15 protein-coding genes are annotated in these 21,697 nt (G+C 69.0%); 8 read left to right on the top strand and 7 right to left on the bottom strand.

The genetic code is table 11. The features are described 5' to 3' along the window. Positions 1 to 15: 15 nt before the first annotated feature. Positions 16 to 648 (bottom strand): 2-dehydro-3-deoxy-6-phosphogalactonate aldolase, encoded by a 633-nt coding sequence (locus tag ASG17_RS04460; protein WP_235560356.1) that lies wholly within the window; start codon positions 646 to 648, stop codon positions 16 to 18. Positions 649 to 777: 129 nt separating this feature from the next. On the opposite strand from ASG17_RS04460, the gene ASG17_RS04455 reads away from it, so the two are divergent. Genes ASG17_RS04455 through ASG17_RS04445 form a run of 3 tightly spaced genes read left to right on the top strand, consistent with a single transcriptional unit; the run spans position 778 to position 4,964 of the window. Continuing rightward, positions 778 to 3,033, top strand: a complete 2,256-nt coding sequence (locus tag ASG17_RS04455; RefSeq protein WP_200935024.1) for a xyloglucanase — start codon at positions 778 to 780, stop codon at positions 3,031 to 3,033. An 11-nt stretch (positions 3,034 to 3,044) separates the two neighbouring features. Continuing rightward, the gene (locus ASG17_RS04450; protein ID WP_056099740.1) at positions 3,045 to 4,667 is read left to right on the top strand and encodes an alpha-L-fucosidase; all 1,623 of its coding nucleotides are present in this window, start codon (positions 3,045 to 3,047) and stop codon (positions 4,665 to 4,667) included. Beyond that, positions 4,668 to 4,964 (top strand): hypothetical protein, encoded by a 297-nt coding sequence (locus ASG17_RS04445; protein WP_056099738.1) that lies wholly within the window; start codon positions 4,668 to 4,670, stop codon positions 4,962 to 4,964. Here the strand turns inward: ASG17_RS04445 and ASG17_RS04440 are convergent. The 3 genes from ASG17_RS04440 to ASG17_RS04430 are packed head-to-tail and all read right to left on the bottom strand — an operon-like array spanning position 4,961 to position 11,545. Then, positions 4,961 to 6,955 (bottom strand): sialate O-acetylesterase, encoded by a 1,995-nt coding sequence (locus ASG17_RS04440; protein WP_156367724.1) that lies wholly within the window; start codon positions 6,953 to 6,955, stop codon positions 4,961 to 4,963. The genes ASG17_RS04445 and ASG17_RS04440 overlap by 4 nt on opposite strands. After that, positions 6,955 to 9,882, bottom strand: coding sequence for a TIM-barrel domain-containing protein (locus tag ASG17_RS04435; protein ID WP_082496108.1), 2,928 nt, complete (start codon positions 9,880 to 9,882; stop codon positions 6,955 to 6,957). The genes ASG17_RS04440 and ASG17_RS04435 overlap by 1 nt, the downstream gene beginning before the upstream one ends. A gap of 28 nt (positions 9,883 to 9,910) precedes the next feature. After that, positions 9,911 to 11,545: a DUF5597 domain-containing protein gene (locus ASG17_RS04430; RefSeq protein WP_056099735.1), complete on the bottom strand. Its 1,635-nt coding sequence runs from the start codon at positions 11,543 to 11,545 to the stop codon at positions 9,911 to 9,913. Positions 11,546 to 11,740: 195 nt separating this feature from the next. Here ASG17_RS04430 and ASG17_RS04425 point away from each other — a divergent pair, with 195 nt between their 5' ends. Beyond that, complete coding sequence (locus tag ASG17_RS04425; RefSeq protein WP_056099733.1) at positions 11,741 to 13,708, top strand: glycoside hydrolase family 97 protein; 1,968 nt, start codon at positions 11,741 to 11,743, stop codon at positions 13,706 to 13,708. A gap of 160 nt (positions 13,709 to 13,868) precedes the next feature. Here ASG17_RS04425 and acs read toward each other — a convergent pair whose 3' ends face one another. Then, positions 13,869 to 15,788, bottom strand: a complete 1,920-nt coding sequence (acs, locus tag ASG17_RS04420) for an acetate--CoA ligase (RefSeq protein ID WP_156367815.1) — start codon at positions 15,786 to 15,788, stop codon at positions 13,869 to 13,871. A 148-nt stretch (positions 15,789 to 15,936) separates the two neighbouring features. Continuing rightward, positions 15,937 to 16,683, bottom strand: coding sequence for a polyphosphate kinase 2 (gene ppk2, locus ASG17_RS04415; protein ID WP_056099730.1), 747 nt, complete (start codon positions 16,681 to 16,683; stop codon positions 15,937 to 15,939). Between the two features lie 70 nt (positions 16,684 to 16,753). Between ppk2 and ASG17_RS04410 the strand changes: the two genes are divergently transcribed. The 3 genes from ASG17_RS04410 (at position 16,754) to ASG17_RS04400 (ending at position 19,110) form a co-directional block, all read left to right on the top strand. Beyond that, on the top strand, positions 16,754 to 17,863 hold the full coding sequence (locus tag ASG17_RS04410; RefSeq protein WP_056099727.1) for a serine hydrolase: 1,110 nt from the start codon (positions 16,754 to 16,756) through the stop codon (positions 17,861 to 17,863). 66 nt (positions 17,864 to 17,929) lie between these two features. After that, the gene (locus ASG17_RS04405) at positions 17,930 to 18,709 is read left to right on the top strand and encodes an extensin family protein (RefSeq protein WP_056099725.1); all 780 of its coding nucleotides are present in this window, start codon (positions 17,930 to 17,932) and stop codon (positions 18,707 to 18,709) included. A 197-nt stretch (positions 18,710 to 18,906) separates the two neighbouring features. After that, positions 18,907 to 19,110, top strand: a complete 204-nt coding sequence (locus tag ASG17_RS04400) for a cold-shock protein (protein ID WP_056099723.1) — start codon at positions 18,907 to 18,909, stop codon at positions 19,108 to 19,110. Between the two features lie 22 nt (positions 19,111 to 19,132). Here ASG17_RS04400 and ASG17_RS04395 read toward each other — a convergent pair whose 3' ends face one another. Then, on the bottom strand, positions 19,133 to 20,041 hold the full coding sequence (locus ASG17_RS04395) for a DMT family transporter (protein WP_056099721.1): 909 nt from the start codon (positions 20,039 to 20,041) through the stop codon (positions 19,133 to 19,135). 156 nt (positions 20,042 to 20,197) lie between these two features. Here ASG17_RS04395 and tldD point away from each other — a divergent pair, with 156 nt between their 5' ends. After that, a complete protein-coding gene (gene tldD / locus ASG17_RS04390) occupies positions 20,198 to 21,628 on the top strand; it encodes a metalloprotease TldD (protein ID WP_056099718.1) in 1,431 nt (476 codons plus the stop codon). Positions 21,629 to 21,697: the final 69 nt, after the last annotated feature.

Below are 21,697 nucleotides of genomic sequence, written 5' to 3'. Positions count from 1 at the left end.
GGGCGGGGCCAACCCTTAGCGGGTTGAAGCCGTCCAGGCGTCGACGAAGGCCTTGGCCCGCTCGCCCACCTCTGCGGCCGAGCGACCGGCCTTGTAGATGGCCGAGCCGATGCCGAAGCCGTCAGCGCCCGCGTCGCGCCATGTGCCCACCGACGCCGGATCGGCGCCGCCCACGGCGTATACGGGCGTGGTCTTGGGCAGCACGGCCTTGACCGCCCTCAGCCCGCCCGGTCCGGCGATCTCGGCTGGGAACAGCTTCAGCACATCGGCGCCGGCGTCCAGCGCGGCGAAGGCCTCGGTCGGGGTGAAGAAGCCGGGCATGGAGACCAGCCCAGCGTCGCGCGTGGCGCGGATGACCTCTGGATTGCTGTTGGGCGAGATGATGATCTGCCCGCCGGCGTCCGCGACCTGTTTCGCCGCCTCGATGCTCAACACCGTGCCGGCGCCGACCACCGCCCGGCCGTCCAGCGCATCGCGCAGCCGCCGCACGCTGATTAGCGGCTCCGGCGAGTTCAGCGGCACCTCCAGCGTCGTGAAGCCGGCCGACAGCAGGGCCTCGCCCACATCGACGGCCTCGTCCGGCGTCAGGCCCCGCAGGATGGCCACCAACGGCAGGCGGTTCAGTTCGGTCAGGACGGTGTCGCGCATGGCGTCCAAGTGGCTCATCATCACGGTGCGCACAAGCGCCGCAGGTCATTTCACCTGTGCTAACTTGCATCACAGGTGGCAATCGGCTCTGGTGCGGCGATGGGTCGGCAAGAACCCTGGGAGGATGGCTTGGATTTTCGTCTGACACGCAGAGGCTTGGGCTTCTCGACAGCCGGTGCGGCGGTGCTGGCCGCCACGCGCGTGCGCGCGGATGATCCGGCCTACGTGTGGAAGAATGTGAAGGTCGGCGCCGGCGGCTTCATTCCCGGCGTGGTCTTCAGCCCCATCGAGCGTGGCTTGGCCTACGCCCGCTCCGACATGGGCGGCGCCTATCGCTTCGACGCCTCACAGGACCGCTGGATCCCCCTCAACGACGCCAGCCCGATCAGCGGCGATTTCGGCATCGAAAGCATCGCGCCCGACCCCGTCAATCGGGACGTGGTCTATGCGGCGGTCGGCGTCAGCCGGCGCGACCCCGGCGCCATCCTGCGCTCGCAGGACCGGGGCACGACGTGGCGGCGCACCGACACCCCCTTCCGCATGGGCGGCAACGAGGATGGGCGCGGCCTTGGCGAGCGGCTGGCCATCGATCCGAACGACAACCGCATTGTCTATTTCGGCTCTCGCCACGACGGCCTGCAGCGCTCGACCGACGCGGGCGCCACCTGGGCCAAGGTCGAGAGCTTCCCCCTGCCCGGCCTCGGCCTGCCCGAGAGCGGTCCGACCCACGCGGGCTTGGCCTTCGTCGTCTTCGACCCTACCACCGGCGTGGCGGGCCAAGGCACGCGCACGCTCTTCGTCGGCGTCGGCGATGCGGGCGGCGCGGTGCTCTATCGCTCCGATGACGCGGGCGCGTCCTGGCGCGCCGTCGAGGGCGGACCGCGCACCGGATGGTCCGCCGCCAAGGCCGTCATCGACGGACGCGGCGTCCTTTATTTGACCGCCAACATCGGCGTCGGCCCCAACGGCGTCGCTGAAGGCGGCGTCTGGCGGCTGGACACCCGGACGAACGAGTGGCGCGACATCACCCCCGACCGCCCCTCCGGCGGCTTCATGGGCATCGCCCTTCCGAAGGATCAGCCGGGCACGGTTCTGGTCTCGACCCTGAACCGCTGGCAGCCCGGCGACACCTTATGGCGCACCACCGACGACGGCCGCCGCTGGACGTCGCTGCGCGAAAAGGCGACCCGCGACGTCAGCGTCACGCCGTATTTGTACTGGGGCAATTCCGAGCCGTCGTTCGGCTGGTGGATCGCGGCCCTGGCCATCGATCCGTTCGATGCGAACCACGCCGTCTACGGCACCGGGGCCACTCTCTACGCCACCGATAACCTGACCGACGCCGACCGCAACCGGCCCACCGCCTGGACGCCGTGGGTCGAGGGCATCGAACAGACCGCCGTCATCACCCTGGTCAGCCCGCCGGAGGGACCGCCGCTGCTGACCGGCTTCGGCGACATCTCCGGCTTCGCCCACGACGACCTGACCGTCTCGCCGCGTCTGCAGTTCACCACGCCGGTCTTCGCCAACTGCAACCAGATTGACTACGCCGGCCTTGCGCCGAATATCGTGGTCCGCAGCGGCACGCCGCATGAGGGTGTCGGCTCGGCCGGACATGACGGCTCTACGATCGCCTGGTCCGACGACCACGGCCGCAGCTGGAAGCCGCTGGGCCGGCCCCAGCCGTCCGGCGCGCCCGTCCCTGCCGACAATCCCCGCATGGACCTGTACCGCGACGCGCCGATCACGGTGTCGGCCGACGGCCTGGCCTTCGTCCTGTGCACGCCGACGCCCGCCTGGTCGCTGGATCGTGGCCGGACGTGGACGCCGTGCCAGGGCCTGCCGCTGAAGGCGCGGCCCGTCGCCGACCGCGTCGATCCCGATATCTTCTACGCGCTGGACTTCCCGACCGGCCGCTGGTTCGCCAGCACCGACAAGGCCGTCAGCTTTTTCGCCGTCGACGCGACCGGCCTGCCTGCCGAGACCGCCGCCGACCGGCCGACATGGCGCGAGCAGAGCTTCCCGCTGAAGGGCACGCCCGGGCACGACGGCCATTTGTGGCTGGTGTCCAAGGCAGGCCTCTACCGCTCCACCAACGGCGGCGTCGCCTGGACCAAGGTGGACGGCGGCCTAGGCGTCGAGATGCTGGACTTCGGCAAGCCGCCAGAAGGATCGACCTATCCCGCCCTGTTCGCCATCGGATGGCGCGGTCAGACGCGCGGCGTCTTCCGCTCGGACGACGAGGGCCGCAGCTGGGTGCGGGTCAGCGACGACCGCCACGAATACGGCCGCCGCTATCGCGCCATCGCCGGCGATCCGCGCGTGTTCGGACGCGTCTATGTCGCCACCGACGGTCGCGGCGTCGTCTACGGCGAACCGGCCTGAGAGGAACTGAAATGACCCTGTCCCGACGCGGCCTTCTGGGCACATCACTTGGTCTCGGCGCCGCCGGCTGCACGACGCTGCCCACGGCCGCATCGCCGCCCGCGCGCTTCCAGCCGACGTGGGATTCGCTCATCGCCGGCTACCAAACGCCCGACTGGTTCCGCGACGCCAAGTTCGGCATCTGGTTCCACTGGGGCCCCCAGTGCGTGCCCGAGTTCGGCGACTGGTACGGCCGCCAGATGTATATCCAGGGCAACCCGTTCTACGAGCACCACGTCAAGACGTACGGCCACCCCAGCGACTTCGGCTTCATCGACTTCATCGATATGTGGAAGGGCGAGAACTGGGATCCCGACGCCCTGCTCGATCTCTATCAGGCGGCGGGCGCCCGCTACATCATGGTGATGGCCAACCACCACGATAACCTCGACCTGTTCGACAGCCGCCACCACGCCTGGAACTCGACCCGCGTCGGGCCGAAACGCGACATCGTCGGCACGGTCGAGAAGAAGGTGCGCGAGCGCGGCCTGCGGTTCGCCGTCTCCAACCACTCTGCCCACGCCTGGCACTGGTACCAGACGGCCTATGGCTATGACGCCGAGGGGCAGAAGAAGGGCGTGCGCTACGACGCCTACGGCCTGACCACCGCCGACGGCGCCGGCAAGGGCTGGGAAGGGCTGGACCCGCAGGAGCTCTACGTCGGCCCCAGCTTCGTCCCGCCGGACGGCATCGACAGCATCGCGGCGATGAACGCCTGGCACGACGCGCGCGACGGCCAGTGGATCGAAACTCCGCCGCCGAACGATCCGGCCTTCGTCCGCTCGTGGGAGCTGCGCCAGCGCGATCTGGTCGATCGCTACAAGCCAGACATGGTCTATTTCGACAACTACGGCCTGCCGCTGGGCCAGTCGGGCCTGGACGCGACCGCCTACTTCTACAACGCCAGCCTGGCCTGGCGCGGCGAGATGCCGGTCGTGAACGGCAAGCGACTGGACGAACGCCAGCGCAAGGGCATCACCGACACGGTCGAGCGCGGCTTCTCCGACGCCCTGCGTGCCGAGCCGTGGCAGACCGACACCTGCATCGGCGATTGGCACTACAATCGCGCCCGCTACACCAGCCATTACTATGTCCCGGCGAAATCCGTGGTGCAGCGGCTGATCGACACCGTCTCCAAGAACGGCAATCTCATGCTGAACGTCCCCCTGCGCGGCGACGGCACGATCGACAGCGACGAGCGCGCCATCCTGGACGGCATCGCCAAGTGGATGACGGTCGGCGGCGAAGGCCTGTTCGAGAGCCGCCCGTGGAAGATCTACGGCGAAGGCCCGACGCAGGTCGGGGGCGGCATGCACGGCGAAAGCGGCGGAGTGGTCTGGACCGCGCAGGACGTGCGCTTCACCTCCAAGGGAGGCGCGCTCTACGCCTATGCGATGGAATGGCCCGAGGACGGCCGCATGGTCATCCCGGCGCTGGGCAACAGCGCGGGCCGCGTGGACCGGGTCGAGCTGCTGGGCTCAGCCGACGCGCTGTGGTTCGAGCAGACCGCCGCCGGGCTGACCATCACCCTGCCCTCCGGCCGCCCGGTCGACTTCGCGCCGGGCGTGAAGACCCGGGGCTCCGGGCTGGTGTAGGTGCGCCGCCTCGCTCTGCTGGCGACGATCTTCATCACTGGCGGCTGCGCGCACGGGAAGACGCAGCAGGAGGTCATCGCCATCATCCCGCTCGGCGCCTCCGAGACAGAGGTGTTCGGGCGGCTAGGCCCGACATCAAACGTGGTCCAGATGCCGGGCGGCTACGTCATCCGGCTCTGGTTCCTGAACGAGCCGTACGATGTGCTGTCCGTCGTATTCGACAGATGCGGACGTGTGATGGCGGTGTCCGACAAGGACGGCGCCCAGCGCTTCCAGACGCCCTGCACCCTGCCTTAACGGATCGCCATCTCGAACGGCACGGCTGGCAGGTCGTCCTGGCCGTAGAGGTTGCAGACCGGGCTTTCGGACCAGCAGAAGCGGACCATCGAGGCGGCCGCGCCCGCGGTCTGAAGCACAACCGTGTCGCCCTCGACCACCCCCGGCGTGAAGCGGCAGGCGTCGTCCGCCGTGCACAGTTCGAACCCGACCGCCTGGCCTGATCCCATCGTCAGAAGCCCCGGCCCGGCATGGTCGAAGCGGACCCGCACACGGTCGCCGTCGCGGGTGGCGGTCAGCGGGCTGGGCGTACGGGCGGCGGTGGTGTCGCCATAGGCCAGACGCCGCGCCTCAAGGCTCAGCCGGCGACCAACCTGCTGCTTGTTGGTCGGGTGGATGTCGTAGCGGTCGCCGATGTCTATGGCGACGGCCAGACCCGCCGCCGGATCGGCGGCGACCACCTCGCGCTGGACCTCGCGCAGACGCGCCCAGGCGGACGGATGGGGCTGGCTCGACGCCGGGCCGAAGTTGGCCAGTTGAACGACCAGGAAGGGCAGCGGCCGGCCTTCGCCGAACCGCCCGCGCCAGTTCTGCATCAGGGCCGGCAGCAGGCTGGCGTAGCCCTCCGGATCGCCCGTATTCGCTTCGCCCTGATACCAGGCGAAGCCGGTCACCGCGTACGGCCCCAGCGGGTCGATCATGCCGTTGTAGAGAGTGGTCACGCCGCTGCCGCCGATCCACGGGGCCATCGGCGGGCGGGCCACGTCGTTGATGGCGGCGGAAACCTTGAACCGCCAGGGTTGGCTCAGGGGGATGCTCGTTCCGTCGGCAAGTACGATGCGTTTCTCCGACGCCGGGCCCCAGGCGCCGCCGCCACCGGCGATGTCCAGCGCGCTGATCGCGATGCTGTTGGCGCCAGCGAGCAGGCTGCCCGCCGGCAGCGCATAGGTGCGCGGGGTGTCCCAGCCCTGGCTGTTTCCAATCTTGCGGCCGTTGACGAAGGTCGCGTCGATGTCGTCCACCGGCCCAAGCTCGATCCGCGCCGCCTGTCGGGCCTGCGCCTCGGTCAGGGTGACGGTGGTGCGATACCAGCCGATGCCGTCGAAGACGGTCATGTCCGGGATGGCGGTTTCCCAGAAGCCTTCGGGCGTTATGGCCTGCCAGCCGCTGTCGTCGAAATCGGCGGCCGACCAGGGCTGGGCGGCCTTGATCGCCGGGTCGTTGGCGGCCCACCAGCGGTCGGCCATGCCCGACCACATGGCTATGCCTTCGCTGGGATCACGGGCGTAGGCGGACAGGATGGACAGGGACTGGTCGTAGTCGCCGGCGGTGCGCAGCGACGGCTCGTCCAGCCAGTCCTCGATCACTGAGCCGCCCCACGACGCGGCGATCAGGCCGATCGGCACGTCCTGCGTGCGGCGCAACTGCTGGCCCATGAAGAAGCAGGCCGCCGAGAAGCGCGCCGCGCTCTGCGGTCCGGCGACGGCCCAGACGGTGCCGTCCGGCAGGGTCTGGCCGGGCGTCGGCAGGTTGGCGCGGCCAACGTTCAGCAGGCGCAGCGCCTGGTCGGCGGAGTTAGCGATTTCAGTGCCGAAGTTGGTCGACTGCTGGACCATGAACTCCATGTTCGACTGGCCCGAGCAGAGCCACACGTCGCCGACCAGAATGTCGCTCAGCGTCTGGTGCGATCCGCCCGACGCCTCGGCCGTCAATTCATAAGGGCCGCCCTGGGTCAGGGTCGGCAGGTGGGCGGTCCAGCGGCCGGACGCGTCGGCGCGCGCCTGCACCGACCAGCTGGCCAATCGGACGGTCACCGTCTCGCCCGGCGCGGCGCGGCCCCAGATGGGGACCGGCCGGCCGCGCTGCAGCACCGCGTGGTCCTGGAACACCGGGTCGAACAGACCCGGCGCCATGGCCGGAGCGGTCGCCATCGGGGGCGCCGTCGTCGTCTGGGCGAAGGCGGGCGCGGACAGCGCCAGCCAGGCCGCCGCCGCCACACCCGCCGCTCGCATCAGCGGCTGACCGTCACGGCCGCGCCCGTGTACTGGACGGTCTTCGTCGTCGCCGCGCCGAAGTCGCCCGCCGCCGCGTCCGGCCCGCCGATCCAGCGGATGTTGAACGTCCGGCTGGCCGGCATGCCCGGATAGGAACCGGTGCGCGCGCCGATGGTCAGCACGCCCGATCGCTCGTCCCAGCGCATCGGAATGCGCGAGAACTCGCCACGCTCGTAGGCATAGGTCGTGCCCGCGTCGTCATAGAGTTCGAATGACCCGTTCGCCCCGGCATAGACCGTCAGGGTGATCGGCCCGCCCAGGTTCTCGGCGGTATACTGCACGGCCGGGCCGGTCGGCAGGATGGCGCCGGCGCGGGCATAGACCGGGATGCGCTCCAGCGGCACGGCCACAGTCTGGGCACGACCGCCGGCGAACTTCTGGCCGGTGTAGAGGTCGTACCAGTCCGCGCCGGCCGGGAAGTAGACCGACCGTTCGCGCGACCGGTACTCATGCACCGGCGCGACCATCAGCTCGCGGCCGAACATGTACTGATCGTTGATGTCCCGGACCTTCACATCGCCCGGGAAGTCCATGATCAGACCGCGCATCATGGTGTCGTCGCGGTGATAGAGGTCGCCCGCCAGGGTGTAGATATAGGGCATCAGGCGGTAGCGCAGACGCATCTGGTCGCCGAACGCCGTGTAGAGCGGCGTGCCCGGCTGGGCCAGATTGTAGACCTCGCGCAGCGGGAACTCGCCGTGCGAACGGAACACCGGCGAGAAGGCGCCGAACTGGAACCAGCGCAGGTTCAGCTCGTCCCACTCGGCCTTGTTCTCAGGCGTCATGCCCGCCGGATTGCTGTAGCGGCTCTCGACCGCGAAGCCGCCGATGTCGTGGGTCCAGTTCGACAGACCCGACATGTTAGTGTTGATCCCGGCCGAGATCTGGTTGCGGAAGTCATCCCAGGTCGCGACCACGTCGCCCGACCACAGGACCGAGCCGGTGCGTTGCAGACCGCCCCAGGCCGACCGCGTCAGGATGTAGGTCCGGTCGTCGTCGTTCTCGGCGCGGAAGTGCTTGTAGACGTTCTCGGCGTTGACCAGCGGATAGCTGTTGAACACCAGGGCGCCCGGGCCGATCGCCGTCGGGCCCATGCGCAAGGTCCGCTCCGGCACGTCCAGGTTGGAGTGCATGTCCGGCTCGACCGAATCCAGCCACCAGCCGTCGAAGTTCATGCCCGCGAAGCTATCGGACATCTGCTTCCAATAAAGCTCGCGCGCCGCCGCCAGATAGGGGTCGTAGAAGCTGTTGGCGTAGCCCGGGCCGACCCAGTCGCGCGCGCCAGCCTCGACGTTGCGGGTGTACATGCCGCCGATCGCCGCCAGCTGCTTGTAGTGCTCGGTCGTCGGATAGAATTTCGGCCAGACCGAGATGATGATGTTGGCGTTCATGGCGTGAACGTCGGCGACCATCTGGGTCGGGTTCGGATAGCGGGCGGCGTCGAACTCGTGCGAGCCCCAGGCGTTCTCGGGCCAGTAGAACCAGTCCTGCACCACGTTATCGATCGGCAGGCCCAGCTCGCGGTAACGGCGCACCACGCCGACCACTTCTTCCTGCGTCGAATAGCGCTGGCGGCTCTGCCAGAAGCCATAGGCCCAGCGCGGCAGCATGACCGACTTGCCGGTCAGCGTCCGGTAGCCGGAGATGACCTCGTCCATGTTGGAGCCGCCGATATAGTAGTAGTCGACCGCGTGCCCGACTTCAGACCACAGCGACAGCGCGCCCTGGTCGGCGGCGGGCAGCGGGTTCTGGTGGCGCAGGGCGATGTAGCCGTCTTCCGGGGTCCACTCGACCTTGATCGAGACCTGACGGTCGGCCGGGATCTCGACGCCGAAGTCGTGGTTCCAGGGGTTCCAGTTCTGGCGCCAGCGATCCATCACCAGCTTGCCGTCGATCCACACCTTGGCGTAGCCCGAGGAGTAGAGGCGGAACTTGTGCTCGCCGCCCTCGAAGGCCTCGACCGTGCCTTCCCAGACGACGCGCACGCCCTGCTGGCCGGCGCGGCCCATGTCGCCGACCTGCACCGGCTGGTCCGCCTGCTTCTTCAGGCCCTCGGGCCAGCGCAGCTGGTCGCGGATGAACTCGTAGTTGATCTCGCGTTCCTGGCGCTGAACCTTCAGCTGGCCGTCGACGTAGTAGCTGGCGGTCAGACCGCCGAAGCGGCCCGTCTGGTCGCGCAGCGTCAGCGTTTCATCCAGCATCGTGTATTCGCGCGGGTCGCCGAAACGCGTGATGGAGTTGTTGTCCCACAGGACGCCGTAGTTGCGGCTGGAGACGACCAGCGGGATGCCGACGTCGGTGTTGTGCTGGTGCAGCTCAACGTCCCGCCCCTTGTAGTTCATCACGCCCTGCTGGTGCTGACCCAGGCCGTAGAAGGCCTCGTCGGCCGGGCTTTCCCAGACCTGGCGCACGGTCTCGAACGACTGCTCGCCGCGCTGGTCGGTGACGGTGATCGGGTCGATCTCGCGGCCGGGACGCTCGGCCAGGACTTCCTGTCCCTCGGCGTTCAGGAAGCGCACGGCGCCGGTGACGGTCGAGACCTCGGCGGTTGTTTCGGCGGTCTTCACGCTGACGGTCTCGCCCGACTGCGTCACCTCGAACGGCGTCGGCGCCGGGCCGGTGACCACCATGATGGACGGCGGCAGGTCGAAGCTGGCGTCCGGCACGGCCGTGACGCGGATGGTCTCGGGGCCGTAGACCTGCAGGCGGACGCGGCGCGCCTCACCCTCGGTCGGGGTGACGATGACGCCGTCTGCGATGCGCTCGAAGCCGGCGCCGGCGGCCACCGCCGTCGGCGACGCCGAGGTCATCATCGAGGCGCAGGCGCCCAGCGGCGCCGTCAGTGACAGGCCCGCGATCAGCGCGAGCAGGGTCTTGGTCGACATGGGGTCGGTCCTTGTCCGGATGGGTCGGTCAGTAGGTGGCGGTGACGACGCGCAACAGCTGCGGTCGGTCGGTGAAGTTGAGGCCGTAGTCGGTCTGGTCGCCGTTCCAGATGCGCTCGAAGACCCAGCGGCCCTCGGCGTCGAAATGGCCTTCCTCGTAGCGCAGGATCATCCGGCGCGACGCGGGATCCTTGGGCGCCAGCTCGACCCGCGCGTGATGAGCCGTGAGGAAGAACTCGCCGGGGTTTAGCTGGGCAATGAGGACGCCGCCGTTGGGGGCGGTGGTCGCCTCCGGCTTGGGCAGGTCGCCGAACCAGGTCGCGCCGGTCGCGCCGAACTGCCACTGCTGATAGGTGACTGTCGCGGTCCAGTCGCCCAGATCCAGGGTCTGGGCTTTGCGGTCGTCCGGCTCGGTGACGCCCCAGACGCGGCCTTCATAGGCGGCCTTGGCCCAGACGCGCTGCCACGGCGCGATCAGGCGGTAGACGTCGCGCAGCGGCGTCAGCGTCTCCTCGGTGATCTCCTTGGCGCCCAGCGGGAAGTTGGCGTAGCCGGTGTAGTCGATGCCGAACGGCGAATAGCCGATGCCGCCGCGCCCCAGCACCGAGAACAGGATGCGGGCGTAGGCCTGATCATTGCCGACCTCGGCCAGGAACAGGGCATTGTCCGGCCGGGCGTAGCGGTCCAGATGCCGCTCGAAGCGCGCCGAGGGCCGGTCGTAGATGTCGGGTGCCAGGAAATCGATGGCGGGGGCGGCGGCCTGCCACACCTCGATCATCGACCAAACGGGACCGCCCGAGGCGTAGGTCCCCGGCGGCGGGCGATCGAAGGGGTCGGCCAGCGAGGCGTTGGCGTACATGGGCAGCGGGTACTCGGCCTTGCCGGCGGCCGCGACCTGGCCGACGTAGCTGGCCACCGACCAGGCCATGAAGGTCTCTTCGGCAGTTTCGCCGAAAACCTGGCTCCAGGTGCCGGGCTGGCGGTTCAGGCGGGTGAGCAGAGCGGCCGGCACCTGACCCTGGAACAGGGCCTCGGCGGCGGGCGAATAGTCCCGGACGGAGCGGTAGGTGCCGACTTCGTTTTCCGGCTGCACCATGATGACGGTGCGCTGGCGCTCGTCGACCTCGCGGATGTGGCGCATCAGCCGGGCGAAGGCGCGGCTGTCGGCGGCGACACCGGCGGCGGTGTGGGGCGACAGGGCATAGCTGTCGGTCCCGTCCTTCTGGACCAGGAGCGGGAAGCGGGCGCGGTCGGTCTTGACCCAGGCGGGGGCATAGGCCGGGCCGGTGTTCTTCCAGGTAGCGAACCACAGCAGCACCAGCCGCTGGTCGTGCTTGCGCGCCTCCTCGATCACATGATCGACGAAGGAGAAGTCGAACTGGCCCTCGACCGGCTCGATCTGCTCCCAGGCGATCGGCACCTGCACGGTGTTGGCGCCGATGTAATCGATGGCCTCCCACGCCTGGGCCAGCGGCGCGGGATAGTTGGACGAGTTGTTCACCTGGGCGCCCAGAATGGTCCAGGGCGCGCCGTCCACGATCAGGGCATGCCGGTCGCCGTTGCGAACCATGCGCGGAATGTCGGAGGCGAACGACGCCGTGGCGCCCAGCAGAATGCCGGCGCTCATCAGCGCAGCCGTGACGGCTCGCAGCAACATCTTCATACGCCTACCCTCCCTCGCCGCGACCTGCCGAGGCGGTCACGATCATTCCCGTCTCATTCAGCACAGACGGTAGCCTGTGAAAACCTCACAGGTGAAAACTCTTTCACCAAGCCAAGCGGTGAAACGCCGCATGCCTGCCTTACAATAGTCTGACATAAGGCAAAGGCAGCCCGCCAGAGGCCGAGGGAGAATTCGATGCGCACTGCCCTGCTACTTTCCACCGCACTCCTGTCGGCGGCCGCCGCGACGGCGGTCCAGGCCGAGACCTTTGCGGTCGTCTCGCCGGATGGTCGGGTGCGTCTGGACTTCGCGCAGCAGGAAAATGGCGCGCCGACCTACGCCGTGTCTTTTGACGGCAAGCCGGTTCTGGCGCCCTCGGGTCTGGGCCTGACGCTGGAGACCGGCGGGCAGATCGGCGCCAACCTGCAGGTTGCGGGTTCGACCGAACGACGCGGCGACGACCATTACACCCTGCTGGGCAAGGCCAGCGAGGTGCGCCAGGCCTATGTCGAGCGCACCGTGGAGATGAGCGAGCCGTCGGGCGGCCAGACCGCGCCGCGCCAGCTGACCCTGACCTTCCGCGCCTATGACGACGGCGTCGCCTTCCGCGTCTCGACGCCCAATCCCGGCCCGGCGCCGATCAGCCTGAGGGCCGAGAACACCCAGTTCAGCTTCGTGGGCGGCGAGACCTGCTGGGGCCTGAACCTGGGCCGGGTAAACAGCTCGCACGAGGGCGAATACGACCCGGTCCCGGCCGCGCGCCTGCGCGCCACCGCCCTCTATGACGCGCCCCTGATGTGCCAGCGGCCGGACGGCCCGGCCTTCGCCATCGCCGAGGCCGACCTGACCCACTACGCCGGCATGTATCTGTCGGGACGCGGCGACGGCGAGCCGGGCGTGGAGATCAGCCTGGCGCCCCATCCGGCCGACCGGACCGTCGCCGTGCGCACCCGCCTCGGCGCGCCCCTGACCACGCCGTGGCGCGTCGTCATGGTCGGCGAGCGGCCCGGCGACCTGATCGAATCGACCCTGGTCGCCAACCTGAACCCCGATCCCGAATTCGACGCCAGCTGGGTCAAGCCCGGCCGCTCGGCCTGGGACTGGTGGAACGGCGGCCAGCTGGACGGCCTGCCCAACTCGGGCATGAACACCGAGACCTTCAAGCGCTTCATCGACTTCGCCGCCGAACACCACCTGGAATACGTCATGATCGACGAGGGCTGGTACATCGGCGCCGGCGGCGGCGGCATCATGCGCCCGGGCGTCGATATCACCCGCACCGTGCCCGACATGGATATCCCCGCCCTGGTCGCCTATGGCCGCGAGAAGGGCGTGCGGCTGTGGCTGTGGCTGAACTGGATGGCGCTGGAGGCCCAGTTCGACGACGCGCTGGACCAGTACGAGAAGTGGGGCATCGCGGGCATCAAGGTGGACTTCATGGACCGCGACGACCAGCCGATGGTCGACTGGTTCCACCGCCTGCTGGGCCAGGCCGCCGACCACCATCTGATGGTCGACCTGCACGGCGCCTATCACCCGACGGGCCTGTACCGCACCTATCCCAACTTCCTGACCCAGGAAGGCGTCATGGGCGCCGAGTACAACAAATGGTCCAGCCGCGTGACGGCGACGCACAACGTCACCCTGCCCTACACCCGCATGCTGGTCGGGCCGATGGACTACACCGGCGGCGGCTTCAACAACGTGCGGCCGCAGGATTTCGAGCACCGGTTCCTGCGCCCGACGGTGATGACCACCCGCGCCCATAATCTGGCGATGTTCGTGGTCTACGACAGCCCCCTGGCCATCGTCGCCGACAGCCCCGACGTCTATGCGGGCCAGCCGGAGATGCCCTTCATCGACGCCGTCCCGACCGTTTGGGACGAGACCCGCTTCATCACCGGCGAGGTCGGCCAGTCCATCGTCCTGGCCCGCCGCAAGGGCCGCGACTGGTGGGTCGGCGCGATGAACAATGAAGAGGCGAAGACGGTGTCTGTGCCGCTGGACTTCCTCGGCGCGGGGCGCTTCCAGGCCCAGCTCTATACGGACGGCGCCCAGCCCACGGACACGGTCCGCGAGACGCGCGCCGTCGCGTCGACCGACACTCTGACCCTGTCGCTGGCCGGCAGCGGCGGCGCCGCCATACGCATCACGCGGCGGTAAGGTCCCTTCTCCCCCTGCGGGAGAAGGTCCCGGCAGGGGGATGAGGGGTCGCGCTGCGGCCGGCGGCCGTCGCGTTCGCATCCGGGCGCAGACGTTGAAAGGTCGAGAGACCCCTCATCCGTCCGCTACGCGGCCACCTTCTCCCGCAAGGAGAGAAGGATCACTGCGGCCGGTTCTTCACCAAGTCGTCGACCACACTCGGATCAGCCAGGGTCGAGGTGTCGCCCAGTGCGCCCAGTTCGTTCTCGGCGATCTTGCGCAGGATGCGGCGCATGATCTTGCCGGAGCGCGTCTTCGGCAGGCCGGGCGCCCACTGGATCACGTCCGGCGCGGCGATGGGGCCGATCTCCTTGCGAACATGGGCGACCAGGGCCTTGCGCAGGTCGTCCGTCGGCTCGACGCCGGCGTTCAGGGTGACGTAGGCGTAGATGCCTTGGCCCTTGATGTCGTGGGGGAAGCCGACCACGGCGGCCTCGGCCACGTCGTCGTGCGAGACCAGGGCGCTCTCGACCTCGGCGGTGCCCATGCGGTGGCCAGAGACGTTGATGACGTCATCGACCCGGCCGGTGATCCAGTAATAGCCGTCCGCATCCCGGCGGCAGCCGTCGCCGGTGAAATACCGGCCCGGATAGGTCGAGAAATAGGTGTCGAAGAACCGCTGCGGGTCGCCATAGACCGTCCGCATCTGGCCGGGCCAGCTGTCGGTGATGCACAGATTGCCCTCGGTCGCGCCGGCCAGCACGGCGCCGTTGGCGTCGACGATCTCCAGCTCAACGCCCGGCAGCGGCAGGGTGGCCGAGCCCGGCTTCAGGTCGGTGGCGCCCGGCAGCGGCGTGATCAGATGGCCGCCGGTCTCGGTCTGCCACCACGTGTCGACGATGGGGCAGCGTCCCTCGCCCACCACCTCATGATACCAGCGCCAGGCCTCGGGGTTGATCGGCTCGCCTACCGTGCCGAGCAGGCGCAAGGATTTGCGGCTGGTCGCCTTCACCGGCCCGTCGCCCTCGCGCATCAGGGCCCGCAGCGCGGTCGGCGCCGTGTAGAAGATCTCGACCTGATGCTTGTCCACCACCTGCCAGAAGCGGCTGGTGTCGGGATAGTTGGGCACGCCCTCGAACATCACCGTCGTAGCCGCATTGGCCAGCGGGCCATAGACCAGATAGCTGTGGCCCGTGACCCAGCCCACGTCGGCGGTGCACCAGAAGACCTGGCCGGGGCGGTAGTCGAAGACGATCTCGTGCGTCCAGGCGGCCCAGAACAGGTATCCGCCCGTGGTGTGTAGCACGCCCTTGGGCTTTCCGGTCGAGCCCGAGGTGTAGAGGATGAACAGCGGATCCTCGGCGTTCATCGGCTCGGGCGCGCATTCGGCGGCGACCTTGGCGGCCTCCTGGGCGTAGTCGTGGTCGCGGCCCGGCTCCATCGGCACGTCGGCGCCGGTACGGCGGACGACCAGCACCGTCTCGACCTTCACCTTCTTCAGCGCTGCGTCGACATTGGCCTTCAGCGGTACGGTCTTGCCGCCACGCAGGCCCTCGTCGGCAGTGATGACCACGGTCGAGCCGCAGTCCTCGATCCGTCCGGCCAGGCTGTCGGGCGAGAAGCCGCCGAACACCACCGAATGCACCGCGCCGATGCGCGCGCAGGCCAGCATGGCGTAGGCCGCCTCGGGGATCATCGGCAGATAGAGGGTGACGCGGTCGCCCTTCTTCACCCCGTGCGCCTTCAAGACGTTGGCCATCCGGCACACCTCGGCGTGCAGCTGGCCGTAGGTGATCGCGGCGCTGTCCTTCGGGTCGTCGCCTTCCCAAATGATGGCGGTCTCATTGGCCCGGTGCGGCAGGTGCCGGTCGATGCAGTTGGCCGAGACGTTCAGCACCCCGTCCCAGAACCAGCGGATGCGGAAGTCGTCGGCGTGGAAGGAGACGTCCTTGATCCCGGTCGGGAAGGTCATCCAGTCCAGGCGCTTCGCCTGTTCGGCCCAGAAGGCGTCTGGATCAGTCTGCGCCGCCATTCGCGCCGCCTGGTAAGCCGCCTTGTCCATGTGCGCCTGAGCGGCAAACGCCGGATCGGCCGGATAGATGTCAGGCTGGTGCTCACTCACGACGCGTTTCCCCTTGGTAGACTTTTGCTTGACCCAAAACGGCAATCGCGGCCGAGGGCAAGGCCTGACCGCGAATTGGCCGGGCGGGTGACGCGTTCGTGCGACGCGTGGTTCGCAGAGAGGGCCCCTATTTCGCCAGCCGGCCCTTGGCCTTGTCCGCCGGGAACAGGACATCCTTGTCGGGCGCGTCGACCTCCACGCCCGGCGCGCCGATGCTGCGCAGGATGTGGCGGATGATGTTCAGGCGGGCCGTCTTTTTGTCGTCCGTGGCGACGACGGTCCAGGGCGCCGCGTCGGTGTGCGTCGCCTCAAGCATCTGGTCGCGCGCGGCCGAATAGCTGTCCCAGCGCTTCTGCGCTTCCGCATCCAGCGGCGACACCTTGAACCGCTTCAAGGGGTCGGTCGCGCGATCCTGCAACCGCTTGGCCTGTTCCTCTTTCGAGATGTCGAGCCACAGCTTGATCAGCTTGATCCCGTCGCCGGCCAGCATCTTCTCGAAGCGCGGCGCGTCCTTCAGGAACTGGGCATGCTGACCGGGCTTGCAGAAGCCCATAACCGGCTCGACCCCGCCGCGATTGTACCAGGAGCGGTTGAAGATCACCGTCTCGCCGCCGGCCGGCAGGTGCGGGACGTAGCGCTGAAAATACCATTGGGTCGTCTCGCGCTCGGTCGGTTTCGGCAAGGCGACGACGCGGGTCTGGCGCGGCGACATGAACTCGGTGATCCGCTTGATGGCGCCGTCCTTGCCGGCGCTGTCCCGCCCTTCCAGCACGATCAGGGTTCGCACCCCGGTCTCTATGGTCCAGGCCTGGGTGGTGACCAGCAGGCCCTGCAGGGCCTCGAGCGCGTCTTCGTAGTCGTCGGATTTTCCCATGCCGCATTGCTGCGCGGTCCTGTCCTCGTTGTCACGTGAAAGCGGCGGAAGCCGGCGTTAGGGTGACGGCATGATCACGAACCGTCGCACCCTGATGGCCGGAGCGCTCGCCGCAACAGCCATGCCCGCCATGGCCCGAGACGCCGCATCCGCTGACGCCGCGTTGGACGCCGTCTTCGCCGAGCACACGCCCGTGGGCCTGGGCGCCGCCATCGTCGGGCGGGACGGCGTGATCTGGTCGGGCGTCCGCGGCCTGCGGCAGGCGGGCGGCGGCGATCCCGTCTCGATCCGCGACCGCTGGCACCTGGGCTCGAACACCAAGGCGATGACCGCCGCCCTCTACGCCCGATTGGTCGAGCAGGGCCGGGCGCGCTGGGACGCGCCTTTGAATGAACTGTTCCCCGACCTGGTCATCGATGCCGCCTGGGCGAACTGCACCATCGAGACCTTCCTGCACCACCGCGCAGGACTGGCGGACGCGACGGCGATGGGGATGCCCTGGCTGATGACGGCGCGGGCCGATCCGCGCGGCCTGCAGGACCAGCGCACCGCCTTGGCCGCCGCCTTCCTGAACGCACCGCCGGCCGGCACGGCTGGGGATTTCGCCTACGCCAATGGCAACTATGTCATCGCGGGCGCGGCCATCGAACGGATCACCGGCGGCACGTGGGAAGCCGCCATGACGGCAGAGCTGTTCACGCCTCTGGGCATGGCCAGCGCCGGCTTCGGTCCGCCCGAAACAAACGCCGACGGCGGCGCCAACGCCTGGGCGCACACCGGCGAAGGCACAGCGCGCCGGGCCGTCGCGCCCGGTGCAGCCGCTGACAACCCTGCCGCCCTCGGTCCCGCCGGGACGGTGCATGCGACGCTGGAAGACTATGCACGGTTCCTGAGGGTGTTCATGACCGAAGGCGGCGGCTGGCTGACGCCGGCCAGCGTCACGCGCCTGTCCACACCGGTCGAGACGCCGCCGCCAGCCTACGCCGCCGGCTGGATCGTCCTGCCGACGCGGCCGTGGGCGGCAGGCCGCCCCCTGGTGCACGAAGGGTCGAACACGATGTGGCACGTCGTGGCCGCCGTCGCTCCGGACGCCGGCAAGGCGTTGGTGACGGTGGTGAACGAGGGGCTGGCCAATCCCGCGCCCAGCGCACTGATGCAGCGGTTGGTCGCGACTCTCTAGATCCAGCGGCGATGCCGCAGGATCGGGGATTGCTCCCATCACCGGCCCGCTCCATCTTGCGCCGGCATGAAGCGTGACGTCGCCGACTTCTGGAATCTTCTGTGGGAGACCGGCCTGGCGGCCTGCGCCCTGTTCGTGCTGCTCAACGTCTATGCGCCGCCGCAGGATCTGCCTTGGCGGCCGCTCAGCCTTGACCATCCCATCGGCGCCGCGACCGCGTCCAAGGTGGCGGATTTCGAACTGCCGGTGGCCGCACCGCCGGAACAGGTCGCCGGCGCCACCGACGCCTGCATCCAGGCTCTGCGAGCGGCGGGCGTAAAGGTCGAGCGGGTCGAGGACCGTGACGACGGCGGCTTCTGTCAGGTGCGCGGGGCGGTTCGCATCACCGGCGGCGACATCACGCCGCTGCGCCCCGGCGGGCTGGTCATGCAATGCCCGCTGGCCGTTCGCTATGTCATCTGGGACCGGCAGGTGCTGCGCCCCACCGCGCGAGACATCTATGGCTCGGCCCCCGCGGCCGTGGAGAACTTCGGCAGCTATTCCTGCCGCCGCATCTATGGATCGACCGACACGGGCGACCGGCCCAGCGAGCATGCGCGCGCCAATGCGCTGGACATCGCCGCGATCCGATTGGCCGACGGTCGACAGGTCTCGGTCGCCAATGACTGGAGCGGCCAGGGCCCGGCGGGGGCGGATGGAGAGCGGTTCCTGCACAGCCTGCGCGACGGCGCCTGCCGCGTGTTCTCGACCGTCCTGACGCCCGACTACAACGCCGCCCACCGCGACCATCTGCATGTCGACGGCGCCCCGCGCGGCCTGTGCGCGACCGGACCGGCCGGCGGCTGACTGCCGCTCGCCTGCGGCGCGAATCGCTTTGCTGTTGACCGCCTCGAAATTGCGCGAGACAAGACCTGTGCAGTCCGGATTTTGCGCGGGGTCCAAACCCGTGTCTTGCTCCTTCGTTGAACGAGCTATCCAGATGGGCTGACGGGCGACCCCAATGGGCGCCTGCCTGGAAAACGCGCGTTTACGGAGACGCTGACATGGCGACCGGTACGGTCAAGTGGTTCAACCCCACCAAGGGCTTTGGATTTATCCAACCCGAAAGCGGCGGCGCGGATGTGTTCGTTCACATCACCGCCGTTCAGAAGGCCGGCCTTGCCGGTCTCGATGAGAACGCCAAGGTCGAGTACGAGCTGGAATCCCAGCGCGGCAAGACCTCGGCTGTGAACCTCAAGGTCCTCTAAGGCCCTTAGATCCCGTTCGGGATCAGGTTTCGACGGGCGCGGATGCTTCGGCTTTCGCGCCCGTTTTCGTTCTGGCGGCGGAAACCTGCGCCAGAACGACCGCGCCCAGCACAAGCGCGCCGCCCAGCGCCTGGACCGGCGCCAGCGTCTCGCCGAAGACGAACCAGCCCAGGATCGCCACCACGATCGGCTGGACCAGGATGGTCACCGCCGTCAGCGAGGCGGGCAGCCGTCCCAGCGCCCAGGCCACCCCGCCCTGACCCGCCACGTGCATCACGCCCATTCCGATGCAGGCGGCCCAGCCCGCCCCGGTCTCGGGCAGAATGTCCTCGCCCAGCACCAGGGCGACGGTCAGCAAAAGCGGCGTTCCCACCAGCGTGGCCCACAGCGTGGTCCGCATGGCCCCCGCCGTCGCCCGCGCCGCCTTCACCGCCAGGAAGTAGCCGGCGTACCAGAGCGCCACCGACAGGGAGAACAGGTCGCCCAGCGGCGGGTTGGTCCCCTGGCCCTTGGCCGCCCCCGCCGCCATGGCGAACGCCCCGCCCATGGCCACCACCAGCGCCACGATGAACAGGGGCCCTGGACGTTCCTTCAGCACAAACCAGCCGAACAGGGTCACCACCACCGGCGTCAGGTTGCAGAGCACGGTCGCGTTCGCGACCGAGGTCATGACGATGCCGTAGTGCCAGAAGCTGAGATCCAGCGCGAAGAACAACCCGGCCAGCAGCATGCACTTGCCCGGCCGACCAATCCCCTCGCCGCCCGGCCGACCCGCGAGCAGGACCAGGATCGGCAGGGCGAAGGCGAAGCGCCAGAAGCCCGCCGCCGCCGGTCCTGTCTCGGTCAACCGCACTAGGATGGGGGCGAGGCCGAGCACGCAGGCGGATAACAGCAGGACGATCAGAGCGAGGGCGCGCGGGGAGAAACGCATGGGCGCGCTCTAGGCCAAGTCGCCGGTTCTGTCTTTGCCTTCACCCGATAGCCTTTCTCTTTCGTCATCCCCCGGTCTCCGCTTCGCCCCGCCGAAGAATGACGAAAGAGAGGGGCCGCAGGTGACGAACCGCGCCCCAAGCCCTACTTTCCAGCCATGACCCTGCACACCTCGCCTCCCTCCCTGCTCGACGCGTCCGGCGTCGGCGCCGACGAGGCGCTCGACATCCTCAAGGGCGCGCTGACCGGCGCCGACGACGGCGAACTGTTTCTGGAGCGGACCGAGAGCGAAGCGCTGGTGTTCGACGACGGGCGACTGAAGTCGGCGTCGTACGATGCGAGCGAGGGCTTCGGCCTGCGGGTCGTGGCGGGCGAGACGGCCGGCTACTCCCACGCCAACGAGATTTCCGGCGCGGCCCTGAAGCGCGCCGCCGACAGCGCCGCCCTGGCCAAGTCGGGTCACGCGGCCCTTGTCGCCCAGGCCCCCCGCGCCACCAACCAGAAGCTCTACGACGAGGTCGATCCGCTGGCCGCGCCGGCCTTCTCGGACAAGATCACCCTGCTCGGCGAGATCGACGCCTTCGCCCGCGCGCGCGATCCGCGCGTGGTCCAGGTCTCCGCCTCCCTGATGGGCGAGCGCCGGGCCATCGAGATCCTGCGAGAGGACGGCCGCCTGCTGCGCGACGTCCGACCGCTCGTTCGCCTGAACATCTCGGTCACCGTCGAGAAGGACGGCCGCCGGGAAACCGCCTCGACGGGCGTCGGCGGCCGCTCGGGTTTCGAGGCGTGGATCGCGCCCGACCGCTGGCAGGGACAGGTCGACGAGGCGCTGCGTCAGGCCCTGATCAATCTGGACGCCGTCGACTGTCCGGCAGGCGAGATGGACGTGGTCCTGGGCGCCGGCTGGCCCGGCGTCCTGCTGCACGAGGCCATCGGCCACGGCTTCGAGGGCGACTTCCACCGCAAGGGCTCGTCGGTCTTCACCGGCATGATGGGCAAGCGTGTCGCCGCGCCGGGCGTGACCGTGGTTGACGACGGCTCCATCGCGGGTCGCCGGGGTTCGCTCAGCATCGACGACGAGGGCACGCCGACGTCGCGCACCGTCCTGATCGAGGACGGGATCATGGTCGGGCTGATGCACGACCGCCTGTCGGCCCGTCAGCTGAGCACCCAGGCCACCGGCAACGGCCGGCGCCAGTCCTTTGCCCACATGCCCATGCCGCGCATGACAAACACCTTCATGGAGGCGGGCAAGGACAGCCAGGCCGACATGATCGCCAACACGAAGCGTGGCCTGTTCGCCGCCAACTTCGGCGGCGGCCAGGTGGACATCACCAACGGCAAGTTCGTCTTCCAGTGCACCGAGGCCTATCTGATCGAGGACGGCCGCATCACCGCCCCGGTGCGCGGGGCGACCCTGATCGGCGACGGCGCGACGGTGCTGACCAAGATCGAAATGATCGGCGACGACTTCGCCTTCGACCCCGGCGTCGGCACCTGCGGGAAGGCGGGGCAAGGCGTCCCGGTCGGCATCGGCCAGCCCAGCCTGAAGATGGGCGGCCTGACGGTGGGCGGCACGGCGGTTTAGAGGGCCGTTGCGGGGAGGCGGGCACTTCCTTCCCGCCCGTCATCCTCGGACTTGGTCCGAGGATCAAGT

Source organism: Brevundimonas sp. Leaf363 (genome assembly GCF_001424025.1).
Lineage (GTDB): Bacteria > Pseudomonadota > Alphaproteobacteria > Caulobacterales > Caulobacteraceae > Brevundimonas.
This window is presented reverse-complemented; position numbering and strand designations above follow the sequence as displayed.